The following is an 18,753-nucleotide window of genomic DNA, read 5'->3' as shown; positions in this document are numbered from 1 at the left end:
TCCATTGGGGCGGGGCACCCCCGGTACCGATGACTGGCCAGGCCCGTTGTCGGTCCGCGCGGGTCAGGGCGGTGGTCTCATCCTCGGTGCAGGTACGCGACCGGGGTCAGGAAGCTTCACTTGGGGATTGTGCACAATGCGGACCGAACGTATGGACCTGCCCGGCTACGAGGTCATCGAAGTCCTCGGCCAGGGGGTTCGCCACCGTGTGTCGCGCGCGTCAACTGGCCGTGGGCCGGGAGGTCGCGCTCAAGATGGACAGCCGCGTGCTGGCCACCGTTCGCGACCAACAGCGGTTCATACGTGAGGTCACGGCGGCCGGGCAACTGTCGGGCCATCCGCACGTCGTCGCGGTGTACGACGCCGGGGTGCTCGCCGACGGCCGTCCGTACATGGTGCTGGAGCTGTGCCCGGGCGGATCGCTGGGCGACCGGCTCCACCGGCAGGGCCCCTTCCCGGTGCGGGAGGCGTGGGACATCGGAGTACGTATCGCCGCGGCGCACGCCGCCGGGGTGCTGCACCGCGACATCAAGCCGGGCAACATCATGGTCAACCAGTACGGCGGCGTGGAACGTCTTGCGGTCATCGATCCGCTTGCGCCCCGGGTGCCGAAACCGCCGCTCATGCTTCGGCAGCAGCGGCTCGATCACCGCCCACAACTCGTCACTGACCTCCCACGGCTTCCGCCGCGCCATGGTCACACCCCACAAAACACGGAGTCACATACACCTCCACCGTGCCACAAGAGGATCATTCTGCAAGGACCCCTTAAACGAGGTCCTCAGACAGTCCATGGCCCCGGACCCGGCTCACCGACTGCCGAGTGCCGAGGCGCTGCGGGACGCCCTGGCCGGCGTCGACCTGCACGATGCCGCGCCGACCGCCCCCACCATGTACGCCCTGGCCGCCCCGACAAACGGCAACTCCCCATCGCCGCACGCCACGTTGAGCTTCCCGTCGCCTGCGCCGGGCGGCGGACCGGAGACGTCCGTGGCCGCGCAGGACCAAAAGAGGAACCGGCGCGGGCGGTTGGCCGTCCCGGCCCTGGCGCTGGCAGTGGCCGTTCTCGGCACGGCCGGGGTGCTCGCGTACCGGAGCGGGTCCTCGTCCGAAAAGCCCACTGGCTCCTCCCCCGCGTCCACGATCTCCTCCACCGCGAGCACGGCATCCCAGGGCGAGGGATCGTCCGCCACCGCCGACTTCACGGTGCCCACCACCACCGAGGACTGCCCGGCGGCCTCCGTCGACGTTGTGAACGCCCACTGCACCACGACCGCCGAGTGCTGGGGCGGCATGGTCGTCACCGCCGGGACCGTCACCGTCACCCGCTCCGACTGCCTGGTGGAGCACATGTGGGAGACCTTCGCCATCGCCCCTCTCCCCACCGACGGGACGACCATCAACCAGCAGGAACTGACGAAGCACCCCGACGTACGCAAGCTCTGCTCACGCGACGTCATGGCGAAGTCCAGGCAGGGCGAGGCCCTGGGCATCGCCCCCGCCCGCTGGACCATCGACGTGATCCCGCCCTCCCAGACCCAATACGCCGATGGCCTGCGCCTCCTGCGCTGCGTCGCCACCGTCACCGTCACCGGACAGCAGTCCACCGGCACCTACTTCCGGCCCCGGTCCTGACCTGCTTTTACAGACCGAGAGGCACACCCTCCAACTGGGCAGGATGGCGCGCCCACTGCCGTGCAGCATGGTGCCGTCACAGGCGGGACCTGCCGATCGGGCACGGGGATCAGGAGCAGGCACTCCCCCGTGAGGTGCTGGCCGCGATCGTCTTCGTGGCCACCACGGGATGCACCTGGGCGCAGCTCCCGCCGGTGTTCGGCCCATCCGGCCACCGCTCACCGCCGTTTCGCGGGAATGGTCCAAGGCCCGGGTGTCCCTACGCTGTTACCGGCAGCAAGGACGGGACGGTGCGGGTGTGGGACCTGACCACCCGCCAGCAGATCGGCCGGGAGTTGGTGTTCCCCGAAGAGGTGCAAGCGGTGGCCGTTTCCCCGGACGGTCGGCTGGTGGTGGGGTTCAGCTGCGAAGTTGCGGTGCTGGTACCCCACTGACCTCGTCCCGCGCGGCACGTCCCGGGGGTCTGCCGCGCAGCGGTTGATGTGTGGCATGCCGCGTCGGCTGCTGATCACTGGGAACAGGCGCTGATCGGGATCGGTGTTGTCGTATAAAGGACGGCGGTGGGAGCGCGCTCCTGGCAGTCGGCCGACCGGGCGAGGCTGGGTCGGTTGGACGCGTACCAGGCTGTCGGTTGCCACGAGTTCGGCTCGTAGGGTGTGGCCGGGCCACGCCCACGTGTTCCCCCGGCTCACGCGACGCTCAGGCTGGTTCGAGGCCCGGTTCGCCGGCCGCGACGGCCCAGGAGGCAGTGGTACTCACCCGGCGACTGACGGACCGCGATGCTGTCGATGCGGCTGCGGTCCGGGGCGCCGTGGGATGACACAGGAGGTGCCGGAACGAAACGACCCTCTCCTGCCACATCACATGCCCGTCGGCACACCATCCCCTCCAGCTCACGGACACCAGGACCGGAAACCTCAATCTATCCCCCGGAAACAGGACCAAAGGCTCAGTCAGGTGAGCGTCTTGGCGACGAACGCCGTCAGGACGCGCAGGGCGGCCGCGCAGGTGTTTGTCAGCACGCTGACCGCTGGCACCATCCACCGGTCCAGGATGCGCTGCACGTCCGGATCAACCTCGATGGTGACCCGGACATATCCGTTTCTCAGCGTGGTCGCCTTGCGGGTATGGGGGCCCGGGTCCGCCTTACCGCGCCGCAAGGCCGCGCGATAGTTGTCCTTACGCTGGTTCATTCGCCTGCCTGACGTTTGAGGAGTTCATTCGCGAGGTCCATGTAGGCCGTTCCCTGGACGCGGACCGGACCGCCGAACGACTGGGAGTACAGGTCGAGGCGGGCGATCTGCGTGTCGAGGACGTCGAATCCCCATTCCCCGAGCACCTCCCGGGCGTCGGCGTCGGGACCGGTCCGGGTCGTGCCGGGGCGGTTGGTGCGGTTGAGCAGCACCCCGGTGCGGGCCAACTGCGCGCGAAGGGACTGCACATCGCTCATCTCGGTCTGGATGGGAGCCATCCGGTCCAGCTCGATCGGGGCAGGGGTCACCGGTACGATCCACTCGTTCGCGTGACGCATGACGCTGCGCGCGATGTGGGCGTGGTCCTCCAGCTGCGGGGCATCGAACACCACGGCCTGCCGTTTGCCGAGGAAGTCGTCGACTCGGCGGTGCACGTCGCCAACGGGAAGGGCGATCACGGGAAATGAGAAACCGCCGGCGAGCTCGCTCCAGCGCAGCGCAGAGCCGGCCGGGTCACTGTCGACCAGCAGCGGGGGCAGCCCCAGCTCATACAGCGCATGGGCCAGCCATACAGCGCTGGTCGTCTTCCCGACACCGGGCTTCAAATTGACGAACGCACAGCTCAGCAACACGTCCGCCACCGTATTGAGCCCGGCCGGTCCGCGCTGCCCGGCACGCGGACGGGATACACGGGTTCACCCGAGCCACACATCGACGACTTCGCCCTCTGCACCGCACGGAGGTTTTCGTGTCCCACCGCAATGACCGACTGACCGTTCATGGCAGGCGACCGCTCATCGAACGTGTCCGGGGGACCGTGGCCACCGAACCAACGGATGCACGGGATGGCCTGTGCTCGGGATGGGGATCACGATGATCAACGCGGGCCGCACCCGTCTCCGCACCGGCCATGGACCAGCCCCCGCCCAAGAAGGCAGCGGATCGTGCAGCCACCTGCCGGCCGGTCGGCCTGCTTGGGCGGCAGTGAATGCTCGCCGGGTCAGTCGCCGCCCCTGATGTCGCCGCCGTCACCGCCGCCGTGCGTGTCCACGTCCGCCAGATCGCCGGCTTGCTGCCCTTGTCGGTGTAATGACCTTGGTCTGCTTGCAACTGTCTTCGGAGTCGCTCGTGCAGGAGACCGGAGCGAGGTTCAGCGGAACCTTGATTTCTTCGGGAAGACCGCTGACGCGCGCCCACGAGGCGCTGAGGGTCGTCTTGTGGATGTCAGGAAGCGCGCAGCGGTCGATGTCTGCCGTACCGCCGAATGCGTCGTCTTCGACGGTTGCTTCGTGCTTGTCGGGGCATTCCTGCGAGCCCGAGTCGGCAGCCGCTCCGTTGACGGTCGGCGAGCCCGTGGCGTTTTGAGCCTTGTCCCCTTCAGAGCCGCACGCTGCGAGGGACAGCGCCAGTGCGACCGCTGCCGAACACCTGCAGCTGTGAGCACCGCCCAGGCAAACGGAAAGGCTCCTGGGCGGAGCGCACAGGCGCTCACGCTCCCAGAACCCATCCCTGAAGGCTTCGGTAGAATTACGCGATTGTGATGGATTCGGCGCACCCGTGGTGGCGTCGCAAACCTTGTGTGGTCGGGCTCGACGGCCGCGTTCCGGCGGCGCGCGTGCCCGAGTTGATGGCACGCATCCGCGACCCCGATGCGTGGCCGGGGTGCGCATCGCGCTGCTCGACATCCTCGGGGACCGAGAGGAGCTCTTGCCTTGGCTGCGGCACACGGAGCCTCCGCCAACTTGAAGTCGCAGGTCAAAGGGCTGGTGTGACCGGTTCTCGGGATGCTCACGCTGGTCGTCGGCGGCTGTCTGCGGAGTAGATCATCTGGCGGAATTGTCGCGGGGCGGATCAGCGTCAGGACAAGTTATTGAGCGTTGGAGGTAGTGATCGGGCAGGGTGGACGGATGCCTGAGTCGTTTTTGCCCGGAGGCTTTGTCAATGCAGTTGTTCGGGTCGGGGAGACGGTGCGCCGTCCAGCCTCGGCTCGCACGAAGTTCGTGGGTGATCTGCTGAGGTTGCTTGAAGCCAGTGGCTGGAGTGGTGCTCCGCGGTATCTCGGTGTGGACGACGACGGCCGTGAAGTCCTCAGTTACCTCGATGGCCATGTGGCATGGGAGCCGCAACAACCCGCCGCTGTGTCATCGGACGAGAGTCTGGTGACGGTCGCCCGGCTCGTGCGTGAGTTCCACGACCTGACGGCCGGCACCCCGCCGGCCGGAGACCAAGAGGTCGTGTGTCACAACGACCTGTCGCCCAAGAACACCGTCTATCGCCTGTCCAGCGGCGAGCTTCGCCCGACGGCATTCATCGACTGGGACCTTGCTGCGCCTGGCGCGCGGATCCACGACATCGCACATGTCTGCTGGCAGTACCTCGATCTGGGCCCTTCGGTCACCGATGTCGAGGAGGCAGCCCGGCGCATGAGGCTGATCGTTGACAGCTACGAGTTGTCCGACCGGCAACGTCTCGTGTTCACGATCTTGTGGTGGCAGGACCGGTGCTGGCGGGGCATCAAGACCCAGGCCGATGCGGGTGACGTCGCCATGGCCCGGCTCCGTGACGCAGGGGCGGTGAGGCAAGTTCAGACGGCCTATCAATGGGTTTCCGATCATCGGGCTGCATTGGAACGCTCAGTGCAGTGAGCGCGTGGGTAACGGCCGCAGTCGGTTCGCTGATTCCGTCCCGTGGCAGTCGGACGGCCTTCTACGATCCGATGCCGAACGTGCCCTTGACCGGGTGAGCGAGCAGCTCGCCGACGAACGCGCCTCGGCCGCGCCAGCGCCCGGGCAGGTGGACGGCCGGTCAGGTGGGCGGCCGGGCGGTGATGCTGATCCCGCACCGCACGCCGGATGTGGAGGAGGCCATGCTCCCGCCGGACTACCAGCGCATCCTGACTGCCGTGCGGCAGGCCGCCGGACCCGTCATGGCCCGCCGGGTTGGCGAGATACTGGGAGTCGACGTCACCGTGCGGGCCAGGCTGGAGCCGCTGCGGGGGAGGCTGGTCAGACTCGTTGATCGCGGCTGGCTGCGGAAACTGCCCGACGGCCGCTTCACCACCCGTTTGTGACCGGGACGCCATCGCCCGGAGTGCTGCGCCACGGGCGTAACCACGGTGTCCCCGGCGGCCGTTGGAATTGTGTGACGAAAACCAAAGAACGCGCCGAGGGTACCTGCCCGCTTGTCTACCAGTGCCGTCTGCCGCTGTCCACGCGGACCGTCAATCACCTCGCCGATCTGCTGCGTCGCCATCTGAAGGCGATACGGTCCAGGTGACGGGTCCTGCCGCCCGGCCGGATCGCGGTGATCGTCCTGGCCGTGCTGCGGCACGATCAGCGCCTGACCGACATGGCCGGCGGCAACAACGTCTCCGACGTCCACCGTCCGCCGATGGCGCGACGAGCTGATCGCCCTGCTCACCGCGCAGGCACCGCGCCTGGACCGCGTCCTGAAGAAGGTCGCCAAGCAGTGCGGGGAGGTGGTCCTGATCGACGGCACCCTCATCCCCACCCAGCGCCGCACCGGCAAGGCCAACCGGCGGAACTACTCCGGCAAACACCACCATCACGGCCTGCACTTCCTCGCCCTCACCGACGAGAAAGGACGCCTGCTCTGGATATCAGCCGCCCCGCCCGTCCGCACCCACGACATCACCGCCGCCCGCCACGACCACATCCTGGCCCACCTGCGCGCCCCCGGCCCTCGGCGCCCTCGCGGAACTCGGATTCCGCGGCCTGGACAACGACGTACTCGACCCCGTGATCGTCACCGGCCTCCACGCCAGCCGCACCCACAAGCTCACACCCGGCCAGAAGGAAGCCAACCGCGTCCTCGCCGTCGGACGGGCACCGGTCGAGCACGGCTTCGCCCACCTCAAGAACTGGCGGATCCTCACCAAGCTCCGTTCCGATCCCGCCCGCGCCACCCAACTCCTGCGCGCTCTGTTCGTCCTGACGAACCTCGAAGTCAACCGCTGACGGATGATCTTCTGCGCGGACTCCCACCCACGACAAGCGTGAGCACCCCGAGAACCGATCACACCAGCCCTTGACCTGCGAATTCAAGTTGACGGAGGCTCACGGATCGAAAGACCGAGAAGTGGTACAGGATGCCTGAGGCGATCCTGAAATGCTGCGGCGCGCTCGGCGATCGTACGGCCGCATGCGTTGGCGACGCATGCGAACGATCCGTGGTTGCATCGCCGCGCGCTTCACTCGTCGACCACGAGGCAGGACTCCGTACGTATCTCGAACGAGCACCGACAACCGATGCGAAACTGTGGGCCGCGTGCGCGCCGTATCGCCTCAGTGACAACCTCCCCGAGATCCGGGCAATCTACGACTCGCTCGGGCGGCCTCTCGTCGAGATCAACGGTCTCGACGACGAGATCCGCGGCGCGATCCTGCGCGCGTACGTACCCGGCCGGCCAAGCGCGGACCGATCCACGCTGGCGGGTCGAAGCGATCTGCATCGAGCCGCCATTGCCGCCCGACGAGCACGATCAGCTCCTACGCGCGACGACCGCGCTCGCGTCGGCGAACCTCGCACCGAAGCGGCCGGTCTCGCGCGGCGAAGACCACGGCCAAGGCGGCGGTACCTTCGGCGAAAGCGCCGCGCTGCGACTGGGTGTTGCGGGCCCGGCTAGCTGCGGGCCCTCGGTGATGCCGGCCCACACCGCGACATGGGCGGCGCGCTGGGCCGCGGTCAGGCACCCGCGACACCGCCGGGCCCGGTCCGGGCGGGGCATGCGCCGGCATGCGTCGCGGAGCCGACGCCGTACGGGGAACCGGTGGTCGGCATGGCCTGGGTACCGCTGTCGTGATCGTCCGAAGGCGGGGTGAAGGCGACGTCCAGGCGGGTGAGACCGCGGAAGTTGAGGCTGCGCTGCCACTGCGGAGCGGTGCCGTCGAGCCGCAGGCCGGGGAGCCGGGTGAGGAGTGCTTCCAGGACGATCGCGCCTTCCAGCCGGGCCAGCGCGGCACCGAGGCAGAAGTGCGGGCCGTGTCCGAACGCCATGTGCCGTCCGCCGGGCCGCTCGAAGTCCAGCACATGGGGATCGGGAAACACGGCCGGATCCCGGTTGGCGGCGCCGCACACCAGGAGCACCGTCTGCCCTTCGGAGATGGTGCGGCCCGCCAGATCCAGATCGTGCCGCGCCTGGCGCAGCATCAGCTGTACCGGGGCGTCGTAGCGCAGGAGTTCCTCGACCGCAGCGGGGATCAGTTCGGGCCGGCGGCGCAGTTGGTCGGCCGCGTGCGGATGGCGGAGCAGGGCGAGTGTGGCGTTGCCGATGAAGTGGGTGGTGGTCTCGTGGCCGGCGATCAGGAGCAGGGCACAGTTGGCGAGGAGTTCGTCGAGATCCTGGTCGGCGTTCTCGGCCTGTGCGCTCACCAGGGCGCGCAAGGAATGGGGGGCCGGCGGGGTGTCATGGCCGGTGAGGAGCTCGCGGAAGTAGGCGAGCATGTCCGTCATGCTCTGCGAGGCCTCGCGGTTGCGGTCGGCGTCGAGCCGGGAGTTGCCTATGGCTTCGGCGATCGGCTCGGACCAGGAGGCGAGGGCGGGGCGGTCCTGCTGCGGTACGTCGAGGAGGTCGCAGATGATGGTGAGAGGCAGGGGTCGGGCGAGGTCCTCGACGATGTCCATTCGCCCGGTCGGCGCCGCATGGGTGATGATCCGGTCGACGGCTTCGAAGATCCGGGCGCGGAGTGGCTCTACTGCCCGCGGAGTGAAGGCCCTGCTGATCAGGGCCCGTAGCCGGGAGTGGTCGGGGGCGTCGTTGTAAAGCATCTGCCGGCTCAGGACCCGGGCCAGCGGCCGCAGTTCCTCGGGGACGGCCTCGATGTCGGGATAGCGCACGGAGGACAGCCCCGGGTTGCCTGCGGCGCCGCTGACCACTGCGTGCCCGGTCGCGATCCAGGCGCCCATAGCGCGGTCCCAGAAGAGGTCGTCGGCGCTCCGCAGCTCTTCGTAGAAGTCGTAGAGACGCTCTTGGACTTGGGGCCGAAAGGCCCGCAACAGCGAGGTGGGAGTGCGCATCGGCCCATGCTAGGCGGTCTGCGGATCCGGGCGGGTCCAAGGAGTCCCTAGATCACGAGTTACGTATGCGATTGCGTACTTTCACCGACGCCCTTGGACCGAGCGTGCGGAAGCGTGCCACCGGACCCCGGACGCCCCCGGGGTGGTCAAGTGGAGAGAGCGCGTGAATGGTGCGAGTACGGTGTGCTGCGGCGGCTGTGTGGGTCCTTTCGATGACGGTGCTGCTGAGCGCGTGCGGCGGTGGGACCGAGGACCCCGGCGACACGACGGGGGAAGTGACCTCCCGGGCGGCCGCGTCGACTTCCGCATCGGCGGAGAGCGAGAAGCCCCAGACGTCGGCCAAGGCTCTGAGCGACGCTCAGTTGCAGTCCGCTGTCCTGGTCGATGCGGATCTGAGCGAGTTTCAGATGTCTGAGGGGATGGCGGGTATGCCCGCTCCCGAGGGCGCTGCGAAGAGGACATCCCCGGCCAAGTGCCAGCCGCTGCTGAACATGTCCGTGGGCAAGCTCGAACCCCAGGCGAAGTCGTTCCGGTACAGCGTTGTAGTGGGGTCTCCGGCATCGGGACAAGCTGCCGACCAGATCGGTGTGGAGATCAAACTCTTCGCCCTTGACCAGGCCGGTGCCGAGCACGTCCTCGCGGAGCTGAGAACAGCGGCGAAGAATTGCGCGGGGTACGAGAACGGCGGGTACCAGGCCGTCGCGGCGGCCGCCGCACCGGACGCGGGCGACGAGGCGGTGGCGTACGAAACGTCCGCGCCGGGCTCGACGCCGATTTGGACCACGGTGGTACGCAGCGGCGCCACCGTAGTGGCCTTCGGCCACTACACACCCGAGCTGCCTGAGGAGTTGCTGTCCGCTCAGATCTCCAAGGTCGAGGAGGTTGCACGCTGAGTGTCCGGCCGGGTGCTGCGTCGGCGCCCTCGGCCAGCCCGCCAGAACGCAATGCACGCAAGTACCTCGAATCGTTGCCGCTCGCGACCTTGTGGGCCCAACGATCACTGCGGCACGGTGGGGGCCGATGAAGCAAGGACGCCGGAAGGGCCCGGGACGGCTCGGCCGGCGAACTGATGCATGACTTCGGGGCATGCCCGCCCGTTTCGTTCTCGTTCCTTGCCGAGTGTCTTCGTCACTGACGTCGGCCCCTCCTATGCGGGCCGAGAGAAGCCGTACGGCCACAAGCCTTCGTACGACGTGCTCTCCACATCCGCGCCACTTCGTATCGAGGACGACTTATGGATTCCCGCGATCTCTTTCCTGATCAAGACCCTCCCACGGCTGCCGCGCTCTATCTCAGTGCTCTCGACCACGAAGACCATTACTCCGCCATAGAGCTGCGACGGGCCATCTCCCGCGCCCATGCGGCCTTCGGCCGGCCTGCCGAACTCTCGGAGCTGTACCGGCAGTCCATGCAGGGGGCCGATACCTCCGAGCACGGTGTCCGGGCGAGACGAAGATCCTGGGCTCTTGACATGGCCCGGCATCTGTCCCTGGACGACGGCCGGCCCGTCGCCGCCGCGGCTCCGGCGTGGGCGGCTTGGGAAGAGCCGGTCACGGCCTCCTCCTACATGCCCCGGCGCATGCCCACGCCGTCCCCGCCCCATCAAGCGGACCCGGAATCCCACCCCGACCCCAGACAGACCACCGCACTGCGCGAACTGCGAGCCGCACGCCGCCGCCCGGCCCAGGTCGCCGCCGCGGTCGTCGCCGCCCAGATGGCCGGCGTCATCCTGGCCAACGAGGCACCCGGTGTGATGGCGGTCGCCTGGGCGGGGCCGCTCAACATCGGGCTCACCCTGGTCCTGGCGCAAGTGGGCTTCACCGGGTGGGCGGTGCTGTGGTACGCACGGTATGCGGGAAGGTTTCTGGAGCCCCTGGTCAAGCGTCACAGTGCTTCCTTCCCGCACCTGGAGAGCCACCGGTGAGCTCCGTCCTCGCACTCTCCGATTCCGGTGGCGCCTTCCCCCTTCTCACCGTCTTCGGCCTCTGTGTCGTCTGTACACTGCTCCTTTCGATCGGGTCGATCCTCCCCGAGAAGGACGAACTGAGCGGGTTCTACCTCGGTCAGCGACGGCTGCCGTCGGTCGTCAACGGGCTGGCCATCTTCGGCAGTTACATGTCCGCAGCAGGCATGCTGGGCAATCCCGGTCTGATCGCCCTCACCGGCTACGACGGGATCGCCTACGTGTTGGCGCCGATGGTCGCCTGGTCCGTACTGGTGCTGCTGGTCGCCGAGCCGTACCACAGCACCTCACGGTTCACCATCGGCGACTCCCTCGCCCTGCGGCTGCACGCCCGCCCCGCACACCTGGCGGCAGGCATCACGAGCGTGGTCGTCTGCCTGCTGTACCTGACCGCCCAACTCGTCGGTGCCGGAGCGCTCGCGGCGACAGTCCTGGGCATCGACGGAGACGGTGCCCAGCGGATCGTAGTCGCCAGCCTCGGTCTTCTGATGGTCCTCTACGTCGTCATCGGCGGCATGCGCGCCGCGACCCTGGTCCAGGGCATCAAAGCTGTAGTCCTCCTCGCCACAGGCCTGTTCGTCGTGCTGGCGGTTCTGTCGGAGTTCGGCTGGAGCCCGGCACGCCTGCTGGACGCCGCCGTCCTTCAGAGCGGCTTCGATGGCTCCTTCCTGGAACCCGGCATCCGCTTCCACGACCGCACCAGCAAGATCGACTCGGTCAGCCTGCAACTGGCGTTCGTGCTGGGAGCGGCCGCCCTGCCGCACGTCCTGATGCGTATCGGAACGGTCTCCAGTGGACGCAGAGCCCGCAAGTCGGCCGGGTGGGCGGCCGGCCTGGTCATCGTCTTCACCCTGTTCGAGGTACTGACGGGCCTGGGCTCCGCGGCACTGATCGGCTCGCGGACCATCAAGGAGGATGCTGCCTCCGGCAACACGGCCGTACTCCTGCTGGCCGAGCGCTTGGGCGGGTCCTTCCTGCTCACCATGGTCGCCTGCGTCGCGTTCGTCACGATCGTGGCCGTCGTCGCCGCTCTCACGCTCACCGCGGCTGCGGCCCTGGCCCACGACGTCTACGGTGCGACGATCAAGCGGGGCAGAGCATCCGAGAAGAGCGAACTCCTCGTGGCACGGCTGGGCGTCGGGTTCATCGGTGTGGCGGCGATCGCCTTGTCGATGCTCGCCCAGCATCTCAACATCGCCTTCCTCGTCAGCCTCGCCTTCGCCATCGCGGCCTCCGCGATCCTGCCCGCGCTGCTGTTCAACCTGTGGTGGAAGGGCTTCACAACCAAGGGAGCCATCTGGAGCATGTACGGCGGCCTGCTTGTCGCCCTGCTGCTGACGACGCTGTCCCCGGCAGTCTCGGGAAACCCGACGGCACTACTGCCTGACATGGACTTCGCGGTGTTCCCCCTGAGAAACCCCGGTCTCATCTCCATTCCCGTGGGATTCCTGCTCGCCTGGGCCGGCTCGGTACTCGACCGCCACCAGCGAGGCGGGGCGGACTACACGGAAACCGAAATCCGCGTCCTCACCGGAACAGGCACCGGCCGTCACGACGGCTGACCCGGTGGACGGGCCCGGTCCCCCGCGTCGGCCACCGGCCGGGCGGGGCCCGGGCGGAGGAGATACGGGCGGCGTGCAGTGAACTCACCGAGCGAGGGTGGTGGTTGCAACTGCTCGGCGGCTTCAAGCGACTCGTCGGCGGTGGGCTGACGTACCGCTGTTGGCGATCTTGGGCACACGGGAACGAACGTTGTGGCAAACGAAGCGCCCCGACACTGAAACCTACCCCCAGAGAGCGGCTGATCACCCACCGTAGCCGGCCTCGGGGACTCGCCCAGTACGGTCGCAAGGTCCGAGGCCAACCGCGCCGCGTCGATCGGCTCAGCGCGGCAGTCGTGATCGGCACACTTGGACCCGCGGCAACCCACCACCCGTACGACCGCAGCCCGTTCACGACCGCGGACTCGTCTCGCACCGGCACCGTCACATTCATCCCGCTCACGCCGTGCGCCTCGATCCCACGTCTCTCCAGCTCGGTGACCAGCGACAGATGCCGCTCCGGAACACCCTTGCAGTCGGGGGCCGCACCAGCGCCCGAGCCGTTGTCGCCACCTCCGACTTCGTCATGACGTTCGCCCATGTGCCGGACGCGGTGATCCTCGGCGACAAGTACTGCCTTGGACGTGACGTGGACAGTCCCGAACCGGCGGATGCGCTCATGCCCGCGCTACTTGATCAGGCGGGCGTCGGAAATGCCAGCCGGTCGGGCACTATCAGTTTGGCCGCCGTGGCAGCCCTGACGTCCTGGGCCGTCACGCCGGGCGTGAGCTCCGCCAGCTGGAATCCCTCAGGGGTGACGTCGAGGACTGCGAGGTCGGTGATGACACGCTGCACCACTCCGCGACCGGTGAGCGGTAGGGTACATTCCGCCACCAGCTTGGGGCTGCCGTCCTTGGCCGTGTGTTCCATGAGGACGATGACCCGGCGGGCTCCGTGCACCAGGTCCATGGCGCCGCCCATGCCTTTGACCATCTTGCCCGGGATCATCCAGTTGGCGAGGTCGCCTGCGGCCGACACCTGCATCGCGCCGAGGACGGCGGCGTCGATGTGGCCGCCGCGGATCATGCCGAACGACAGCGCGGAGTCGAAGAACGAGGCCCCGGGCAGCGTCGTCACGGTTTCCTTTCCCGCGTTGATCAGGTCGCTGTCGATCTCGTCCTCGGTCGGGTAGGGCCCTACACCGAGGATGCCGTTCTCCGACTGGAGCACCACCTCAACTCCGGGCGGCAGGTGGTTCGGGATTAGGGTGGGCAGGCCGATGCCGAGATTGACGTACGTGCCGTCGGCCAGTTCCCGGGCGGCCCGGGCAGCCATCTGCTCGCGAGTGAGGGCCATGTCAGGCACCGCCTTCCTGCTGGGTACGGACTGTGCGGCGTTCGATGCGCCGCTCGGCCGCGGGGTCGCCGGGGTAGACCCGGATCACACGCTGGACGAACACGCCGGGCAGGTGGATCTCGTCGGGGTCGAGCTCCCCGGGTTCCGCCAGGTACTCGACCTCCGCGATGGTGACACGGCCGGCCATCGCCGCCAACGGGTTGAAGTTGCGGGCCGAGGAACGAAAGACCAGGTTGCCGTGGCGGTCGCCAACCGTTGCCCGCACCAACGCGAAGTCGGTGGTGATGCCCTGCTCCAGCAGATACTCGCGCCCGCCGAAGGCACGGGTCTCCTTGGGTGGTGAGGCCACCGCGACGCTCCCGTCCGGCCCGTACCGCCAGGGCAGGCCGCCCTCGCCGATCGGGGTTCCGGCCCCGGCCGGGGTGTAGAAGGCGGGGATTCCGGCCCCTCCTGCGCGCAGCCGCTCGGCGAGAGTGCCCTGCGGCACCAGCTCCACCTCCAGCTCACCGCCGAGGTACTGGCGGGCGAACTCCTTGTTCTCTCCCACGTACGAGCTGGTCATCCTGGTGATCCGGCCCTCGCGCAGGAGCAGTCCCAGTCCCCAGTCGTCCACACCGCAGTTGTTGGAGACGACCTTCAGCCCCGAGGTCTCCCTGTGCAGCAGCGCCTTGATCAGTGCGCTGGGTATGCCGCACAGCCCGAATCCGCCGACGGCGAGTGACGCCCCGTCGGGAATGTCCGCCACCGCCTCGGCCGCGTCCACGACCGTCTTGTCCAGACCCATTCGCTCCCTCTCCATTGGGGGCACCAACCGCCTTCCTCACCAGCGGCTGGGGGCTTGACTGCCTTGACCGCCGGGGCCGGTTGGTGCCCGCTCGACCGACTGGCATCGACGATAGGAAGGGCGGTCGTCCCTCACCATGGAGAACACCCACACAACGAAAGGCACAGGTATAGGGGATTGCGCAGCTCAGGCTCCTGGGCGCGTGCGGAAGTGACGGCTGCGGGCGCCGGTGAGGCAGTCTTCCTGCGACACACCGTGGGACTCTGGATGTGCTCGGGCCACATGCCGCGCCGTGGTGTCAGCCGACGAGAGGGGCGCACCCGAGAAGTAGCGGACCAGCTGAACCGGTAGGAGTTGACCGGACCGCTGGTCTCGTCGCCCAGCGCTACCACCGCCCGCCCGGTGCCTGGCGACCGGCATGTCTGACAGTGGCTACCTGGTGCGCTGGCGTTGGAGAACCATCCCGAGCTGTTCGACGGTGGCGTGGACTGGGCGGTACTCGCCGACGGGCCGAACCTGTTCACGTTCCTGCCGCCCGCGCTGCGCCACACCCTGGAGGAGTGGCCGTGGCCCACTCCCACCTCCCACCGGCCGGTCGCACCGTGCCCCGCCCGCCCACGGCCGGTCCGGCCACGCTCCTGCCCCGCTGTCCCCTCGGTGCTGACGGGCCAGGGCCTGCCGCGCGAGAGCCCTCGCGGCCACTGACGGTCCCAGGGACGCCGACCGGAACGGACAAACCTCCCACCCCAGGCACACACGTAGGTGAGTCCGCCACCCTCTGCCAGGCCATTGTGGCGGTCGTCTCCATAGGAGGGCTGGCGCGGCGACCCTACTGTTTCCGGCCATGACCAGCGAATTCACCTCCCCGGACCCCTCGACGCCGCCCGCCTCGTCCCCACCGGCCGCATGCGGCGTGGACCTGTCCGGCCGCGCCGCACTGGTGACCGGCGGCGGCAGCGGCATCGGTCAGGCGTGCGCTGCCGCTCTGGCCCTGGCCGGCGCCAGGGTCCACGTGGTCGACCTGGACGCCGAGAAGGCCACCGCGGTCGCCGACGCCATCGGAGGAAAGGCACACATCGCCGACCTGGCTCACCCGAGCATGATCGACACGCTGCCCTCGGAGATCGACATCCTCGTCAACAGCGCCGGGCTACAGCACGTCGCTCCGCTTCCCGAGTTCCCGCTGGAGCGCTTCGCGCTCATGCAGCAGGTGATGGTCACAGCCCCGTTCCTACTGATCCGCCGCGTGCTGCCCCACATGTACGCCGCCGGGTGGGGGCGGGTGATCAACATTTCCAGCGTCCACGGCCTGCGCGCCAGCGCCTACAAGTCCGCCTATGTCACGGCCAAGCACGCCCTGGAGGGCCTGAGCAAAGTCACCGCCATCGAGGGCGCGGCGCACGGCGTGACCAGCAACTGCGTGAACCCCGGCTATGTCCGCACCCCTCTGGTCGAGGGCCAGATCCACGACCAGGCCGCGGCCCACGGGATCAGCGCCGGCGACGTCCTCTCCGACGTCCTGCTCTCACGCGCCCCGGTCAAACGACTCTTGGAGGCCGAAGAGGTCGCCGCCGCCGCCCTGTGGCTGTGCGGAGCGCACACAAGCTACATCACCGGAGCCTCACTGCCCCTGGACGGCGGCTGGGGAGCGAACTGACCCCTGCGCCACCGCTCGATCCCGCGCAAACCACACCCTCCCCGCACACGAAACTGGTGACACATGACCGACACTCCGGCCACCGGTCCGGCCGCCCCAGGCCGCTCCACCGGGATCGCCCGCATCGTCAGCGCGAGCCTGATCGGCACCACCATCGAGTGGTACGACTTCTTCCTCTACGGCTCCGCCGCCGCGCTGGTGTTCAACACGCTCTTCTTCCCCACCGCCGACCCGCTCGCAGGCACCCTGATCGCCTTCATCACCTACGCGATCGGATTCGCTGCCAGGCCCCTGGGCGGCGTGGTCTTCGGGCACTTCGGCGACAAGATCGGCCGCAAGAAGCTGCTCGTCATCAGCCTGCTCATGATGGGCGGGGCCACCTTCGCCATGGGCCTGCTGCCCACCTACGAAACACTCGGCGTGGGCGCGCCGATCCTGCTCACCGTGCTCCGCCTCATCCAGGGCTTCGCACTGGGCGGCGAATGGGGCGGCGCGGTGCTCATCGTCTCCGAGCACGGCGGCGACAAGCAGCGCGGCTTCTGGGCCTCCTGGCCGCAGGCAGGAGCCCCGGGCGGCAACCTCCTGGCCACCGGTGTCCTCGCGCTGCTCGCCGCGGTCCAGTCGGAAGAAGCCTTCATCTCCTGGGGCTGGCGCATCCCCTTCCTGCTCTCCGGCATCCTGGTCCTCCTCGGCCTGTGGATCCGCGTCTCCGTCTCCGAGTCCCCCGTCTTCCTCGCCGCCCAGGCCAAGGCCCAGGCCGACGCCGCCCACGGCATCAAGGAGGAGGCCCCGGTGATCCAGGTGTTCCGCCGCAGCTGGAAGGAGGTCCTCACCGCCATCGGCACCCGGTTCGGCGAGAACATCTCCTACTACGTCCTCACCGCCTTCCTCCTCGTCTACGTCACCGCCCACCTCGGGCTGCCCAAGAGCACCGCACTGAACGCCGTACTGATCGCCTCGGCCGTCCACTTCGTCACCATCCCCCTGTGGGGCGCGCTCTCGGACCGCATCGGCCGCAGGCCTGTCACTCTGATCGGCTCGGCCGGCATGGCACTGTGGGCCTTCGCCTTCTTTGCCCTGCTCGATTCCAAGTCGTTCGCCGTGATCACCCTCGCGGTGACGATCGGCCTGCTTCTGCACGGTGCCATGTACGGTCCGCAGGCCGCCTTCATCTCGGAGCTGTTCGACACCAAGGTCCGCTACTCCGGCGCGTCGATGGGCTCTCAGCTCGCGTCCATCGTGGCCGGCGCACTGGCACCCATCATCGCGGTCGAACTCCTCAAGGAGTACGATTCCGCCACCCCCGTAGCCGTCTACCTCTGCCTGGCCGCGGTAGTCACCACCATTACCGTTGTGCTCGCCAGGGAAACCCGAGGCCGGGACCTCACCCTCGCCACGGCGGCCGACTCCCCGGACGCGACGCGCCGGCCGGAGCCGTCGGCCGCCGGAACGGACTCGGCATGAGCTGACGTACCCCTGCCCGCCGCACCAAGGAAGGGATGCGGCGGGCATCCGGCGAAACGCGGTGAGTCGCATCCACACCGCCCAGCAGAACGCATCCCGGACGCGTCCGGACCCGTCGCACCCGGACAGAAGGAGCGCATCATGGCCAGCGTGAACGACCGCACGTACCGCGCAGCGGCACACAGCGCGATGGTGGCCCTCAGAGAGCTGCTCACCCTGCTGGCCTCCGGAGCACCCGCCGAGCAGTTCACCCGCCCGTCGGCCGACGCGTCCACCGAACAGCTCTTACCCGAGGAGCGGTCCCTCCTGGAGGAAGCCACACAGACTGCGCTGGAGATCCGGCGAACCCTCGATCAGCACCGCAAACGCGAGGCCGAACTGGCCGCACTCTTCGACACCGCCGGCGACCTCGCGGCACTGCGCGATCTGGACGCTGTCCTCCGCGCCATCGTCCACCGTGCCAGGACTCTGCTGGGCACCGATGTCGCCTATCTGTCCCTCAACGAACCAGTCGCCAAAGACACCTTCATGCGTGTCACCGATGGCTCGGTCTCCGCCCGCTTCCAGCAACTGCGCCTCGGCATGGGTGAGGGCCTCGGCGGACTGGTCGCCCAGACGGCCCGCCCCTACGCCAGCGCCGACTACAGCACGGACCCCCGCTTCAAACACACCCGCCCCATCGATGAAGCAGTACTGGAGGAAGGACTGCGCGGCATCCTCGGGGTCCCTCTGCGCGTCGGGAAACGCGTGATCGGCGTGCTCTTCGCCGCGGACCGCACCACCCGCGACTTTCCCCCGGACGCCATCGCACTGCTCACCTCGCTCGCCGACCACGCCGCCGTCGCCATCGACAGTGCGCGCCTGCTGGAGGAAACCCGTTCCGCCCTCGTAGACCTCAACACAGCAAACGAAACCGCCCGTGCCCACAGCGCAGCCCTCCGCCGCGCCACCGACGCCCACGACCGGCTCACCGACCTGGTTCTGCGCGGAGGGAGCGTCGACGACCTGGTTCGCGAGATCGCCGCTCTGCTAGGGCCTGTGTGACGTTGTGATCAGCTGGCCTTCAGGAGGTCGTTGATCCAGATCATCGAGGCACGGAGGTGGAGGCCGGCGAGGTAGCTCTC

Annotated in this window: 15 protein-coding genes and 6 pseudogenes; 15 read left to right on the top strand and 6 right to left on the bottom strand. The window is 68.5% G+C overall.

What is annotated here, in order from left to right; translation table 11 throughout:
* Positions 1-29: 29 nt before the first annotated feature.
* Positions 30-503: pseudogene (locus ACFU53_RS30490) on the top strand (protein kinase); the annotation flags it as partial.
* Between the two features lie 48 nt (positions 504-551).
* On the opposite strand, the pseudogene ACFU53_RS30485 reads toward ACFU53_RS30490, so the two are convergent.
* Positions 552-695, bottom strand: a pseudogene (locus ACFU53_RS30485) (IS5/IS1182 family transposase); the annotation flags it as partial.
* A gap of 97 nt (positions 696-792) precedes the next feature.
* Between ACFU53_RS30485 and ACFU53_RS30480 the strand changes: the two are divergent.
* The 3 genes and pseudogenes from ACFU53_RS30480 to ACFU53_RS30470 all read left to right on the top strand — a co-directional run bounded on the left by ACFU53_RS30480 (position 793) and on the right by ACFU53_RS30470 (position 2,069).
* A complete protein-coding gene (locus ACFU53_RS30480) occupies positions 793-1,635 on the top strand; it encodes a hypothetical protein (protein ID WP_383999343.1) in 843 nt (280 codons plus the stop codon).
* A 92-nt stretch (positions 1,636-1,727) separates the two neighbouring features.
* Positions 1,728-1,909 (top strand): annotated as a pseudogene (locus ACFU53_RS30475) (transposase); the annotation flags it as partial.
* A gap of 16 nt (positions 1,910-1,925) precedes the next feature.
* On the top strand, positions 1,926-2,069 hold the full coding sequence (locus ACFU53_RS30470) for a hypothetical protein (RefSeq protein ID WP_383999340.1): 144 nt from the start codon (positions 1,926-1,928) through the stop codon (positions 2,067-2,069).
* A 519-nt stretch (positions 2,070-2,588) separates the two neighbouring features.
* Here ACFU53_RS30470 and ACFU53_RS30465 read toward each other — a convergent pair.
* Both ACFU53_RS30465 and ACFU53_RS30460 read right to left on the bottom strand, forming a co-directional pair.
* Complete coding sequence (locus ACFU53_RS30465) at positions 2,589-2,828, bottom strand: hypothetical protein (protein WP_383999337.1); 240 nt, start codon at positions 2,826-2,828, stop codon at positions 2,589-2,591.
* A complete protein-coding gene (locus tag ACFU53_RS30460; protein WP_383999334.1) occupies positions 2,825-3,460 on the bottom strand; it encodes an AAA family ATPase in 636 nt (211 codons plus the stop codon). The genes ACFU53_RS30465 and ACFU53_RS30460 overlap by 4 nt, the downstream gene beginning before the upstream one ends.
* Positions 3,461-4,735: 1,275 nt before the next feature.
* On the opposite strand from ACFU53_RS30460, the gene ACFU53_RS30455 reads away from it, so the two are divergent.
* From ACFU53_RS30455 to ACFU53_RS30440, 4 genes and pseudogenes are all read left to right on the top strand, one after another.
* Positions 4,736-5,473: a phosphotransferase gene (locus ACFU53_RS30455; protein ID WP_383999330.1), complete on the top strand. Its 738-nt coding sequence runs from the start codon at positions 4,736-4,738 to the stop codon at positions 5,471-5,473.
* Positions 5,474-5,655: 182 nt separating this feature from the next.
* Entirely contained in the window at positions 5,656-5,898 is a 243-nt protein-coding gene (locus tag ACFU53_RS30450; protein ID WP_383999357.1) for a hypothetical protein, read from the top strand.
* A gap of 408 nt (positions 5,899-6,306) precedes the next feature.
* Positions 6,307-6,459: pseudogene (locus tag ACFU53_RS30445) on the top strand (transposase family protein); the annotation flags it as partial.
* 127 nt (positions 6,460-6,586) lie between these two features.
* Positions 6,587-6,805 carry a transposase family protein gene (locus ACFU53_RS30440; RefSeq protein ID WP_383999327.1) on the top strand — a complete coding sequence of 73 codons (219 nt, stop codon included), beginning with the start codon at positions 6,587-6,589 and terminating at the stop codon, positions 6,803-6,805.
* 727 nt (positions 6,806-7,532) lie between these two features.
* On the opposite strand, the gene ACFU53_RS30435 is transcribed toward ACFU53_RS30440, so the two are convergent.
* Entirely contained in the window at positions 7,533-8,864 is a 1,332-nt protein-coding gene (locus ACFU53_RS30435) for a cytochrome P450 (RefSeq protein WP_383999324.1), read from the bottom strand.
* A 212-nt stretch (positions 8,865-9,076) separates the two neighbouring features.
* On the opposite strand from ACFU53_RS30435, the gene ACFU53_RS30430 reads away from it, so the two are divergent.
* From ACFU53_RS30430 to ACFU53_RS30420, 3 genes are all read left to right on the top strand, one after another.
* On the top strand, positions 9,077-9,757 hold the full coding sequence (locus ACFU53_RS30430; RefSeq protein ID WP_383999321.1) for a hypothetical protein: 681 nt from the start codon (positions 9,077-9,079) through the stop codon (positions 9,755-9,757).
* Between the two features lie 341 nt (positions 9,758-10,098).
* Entirely contained in the window at positions 10,099-10,788 is a 690-nt protein-coding gene (locus tag ACFU53_RS30425) for a hypothetical protein (RefSeq protein WP_383999318.1), read from the top strand.
* Positions 10,785-12,389: a cation acetate symporter gene (locus ACFU53_RS30420; protein WP_383999315.1), complete on the top strand. Its 1,605-nt coding sequence runs from the start codon at positions 10,785-10,787 to the stop codon at positions 12,387-12,389. The genes ACFU53_RS30425 and ACFU53_RS30420 overlap by 4 nt, the downstream gene beginning before the upstream one ends.
* Before the next feature lie 675 nt (positions 12,390-13,064).
* Here the strand turns inward: ACFU53_RS30420 and ACFU53_RS30415 are convergent.
* Both ACFU53_RS30415 and ACFU53_RS30410 read right to left on the bottom strand, forming a co-directional pair.
* A complete protein-coding gene (locus tag ACFU53_RS30415; protein ID WP_383999312.1) occupies positions 13,065-13,724 on the bottom strand; it encodes a CoA transferase subunit B in 660 nt (219 codons plus the stop codon).
* 1 nt (position 13,725) lies between these two features.
* Complete coding sequence (locus ACFU53_RS30410) at positions 13,726-14,508, bottom strand: CoA transferase subunit A (RefSeq protein ID WP_383999310.1); 783 nt, start codon at positions 14,506-14,508, stop codon at positions 13,726-13,728.
* Positions 14,509-14,899: 391 nt separating this feature from the next.
* Between ACFU53_RS30410 and ACFU53_RS30405 the strand changes: the two are divergent.
* The 4 genes and pseudogenes from ACFU53_RS30405 to ACFU53_RS30390 form a co-directional block, all read left to right on the top strand.
* Positions 14,900-15,057 (top strand): annotated as a pseudogene (locus tag ACFU53_RS30405) (tannase/feruloyl esterase family alpha/beta hydrolase); the annotation flags it as partial.
* 295 nt (positions 15,058-15,352) lie between these two features.
* Positions 15,353-16,165, top strand: coding sequence for a 3-hydroxybutyrate dehydrogenase (locus ACFU53_RS30400; RefSeq protein ID WP_383999307.1), 813 nt, complete (start codon positions 15,353-15,355; stop codon positions 16,163-16,165).
* Positions 16,166-16,228: 63 nt separating this feature from the next.
* A complete protein-coding gene (locus tag ACFU53_RS30395; protein WP_383999304.1) occupies positions 16,229-17,629 on the top strand; it encodes an MFS transporter in 1,401 nt (466 codons plus the stop codon).
* 141 nt (positions 17,630-17,770) lie between these two features.
* Positions 17,771-18,661, top strand: a pseudogene (locus ACFU53_RS30390) (GAF domain-containing protein); the annotation flags it as partial.
* Positions 18,662-18,753: the final 92 nt, after the last annotated feature.

Source organism: Streptomyces sp. NPDC057474 (genome assembly GCF_042802555.1).
GTDB lineage: Bacteria > Actinomycetota > Actinomycetes > Streptomycetales > Streptomycetaceae > Streptomyces.
The sequence above is the reverse complement of the archived record's forward strand: the minus strand, read 5'-3'. Positions and strand labels throughout refer to the sequence as shown.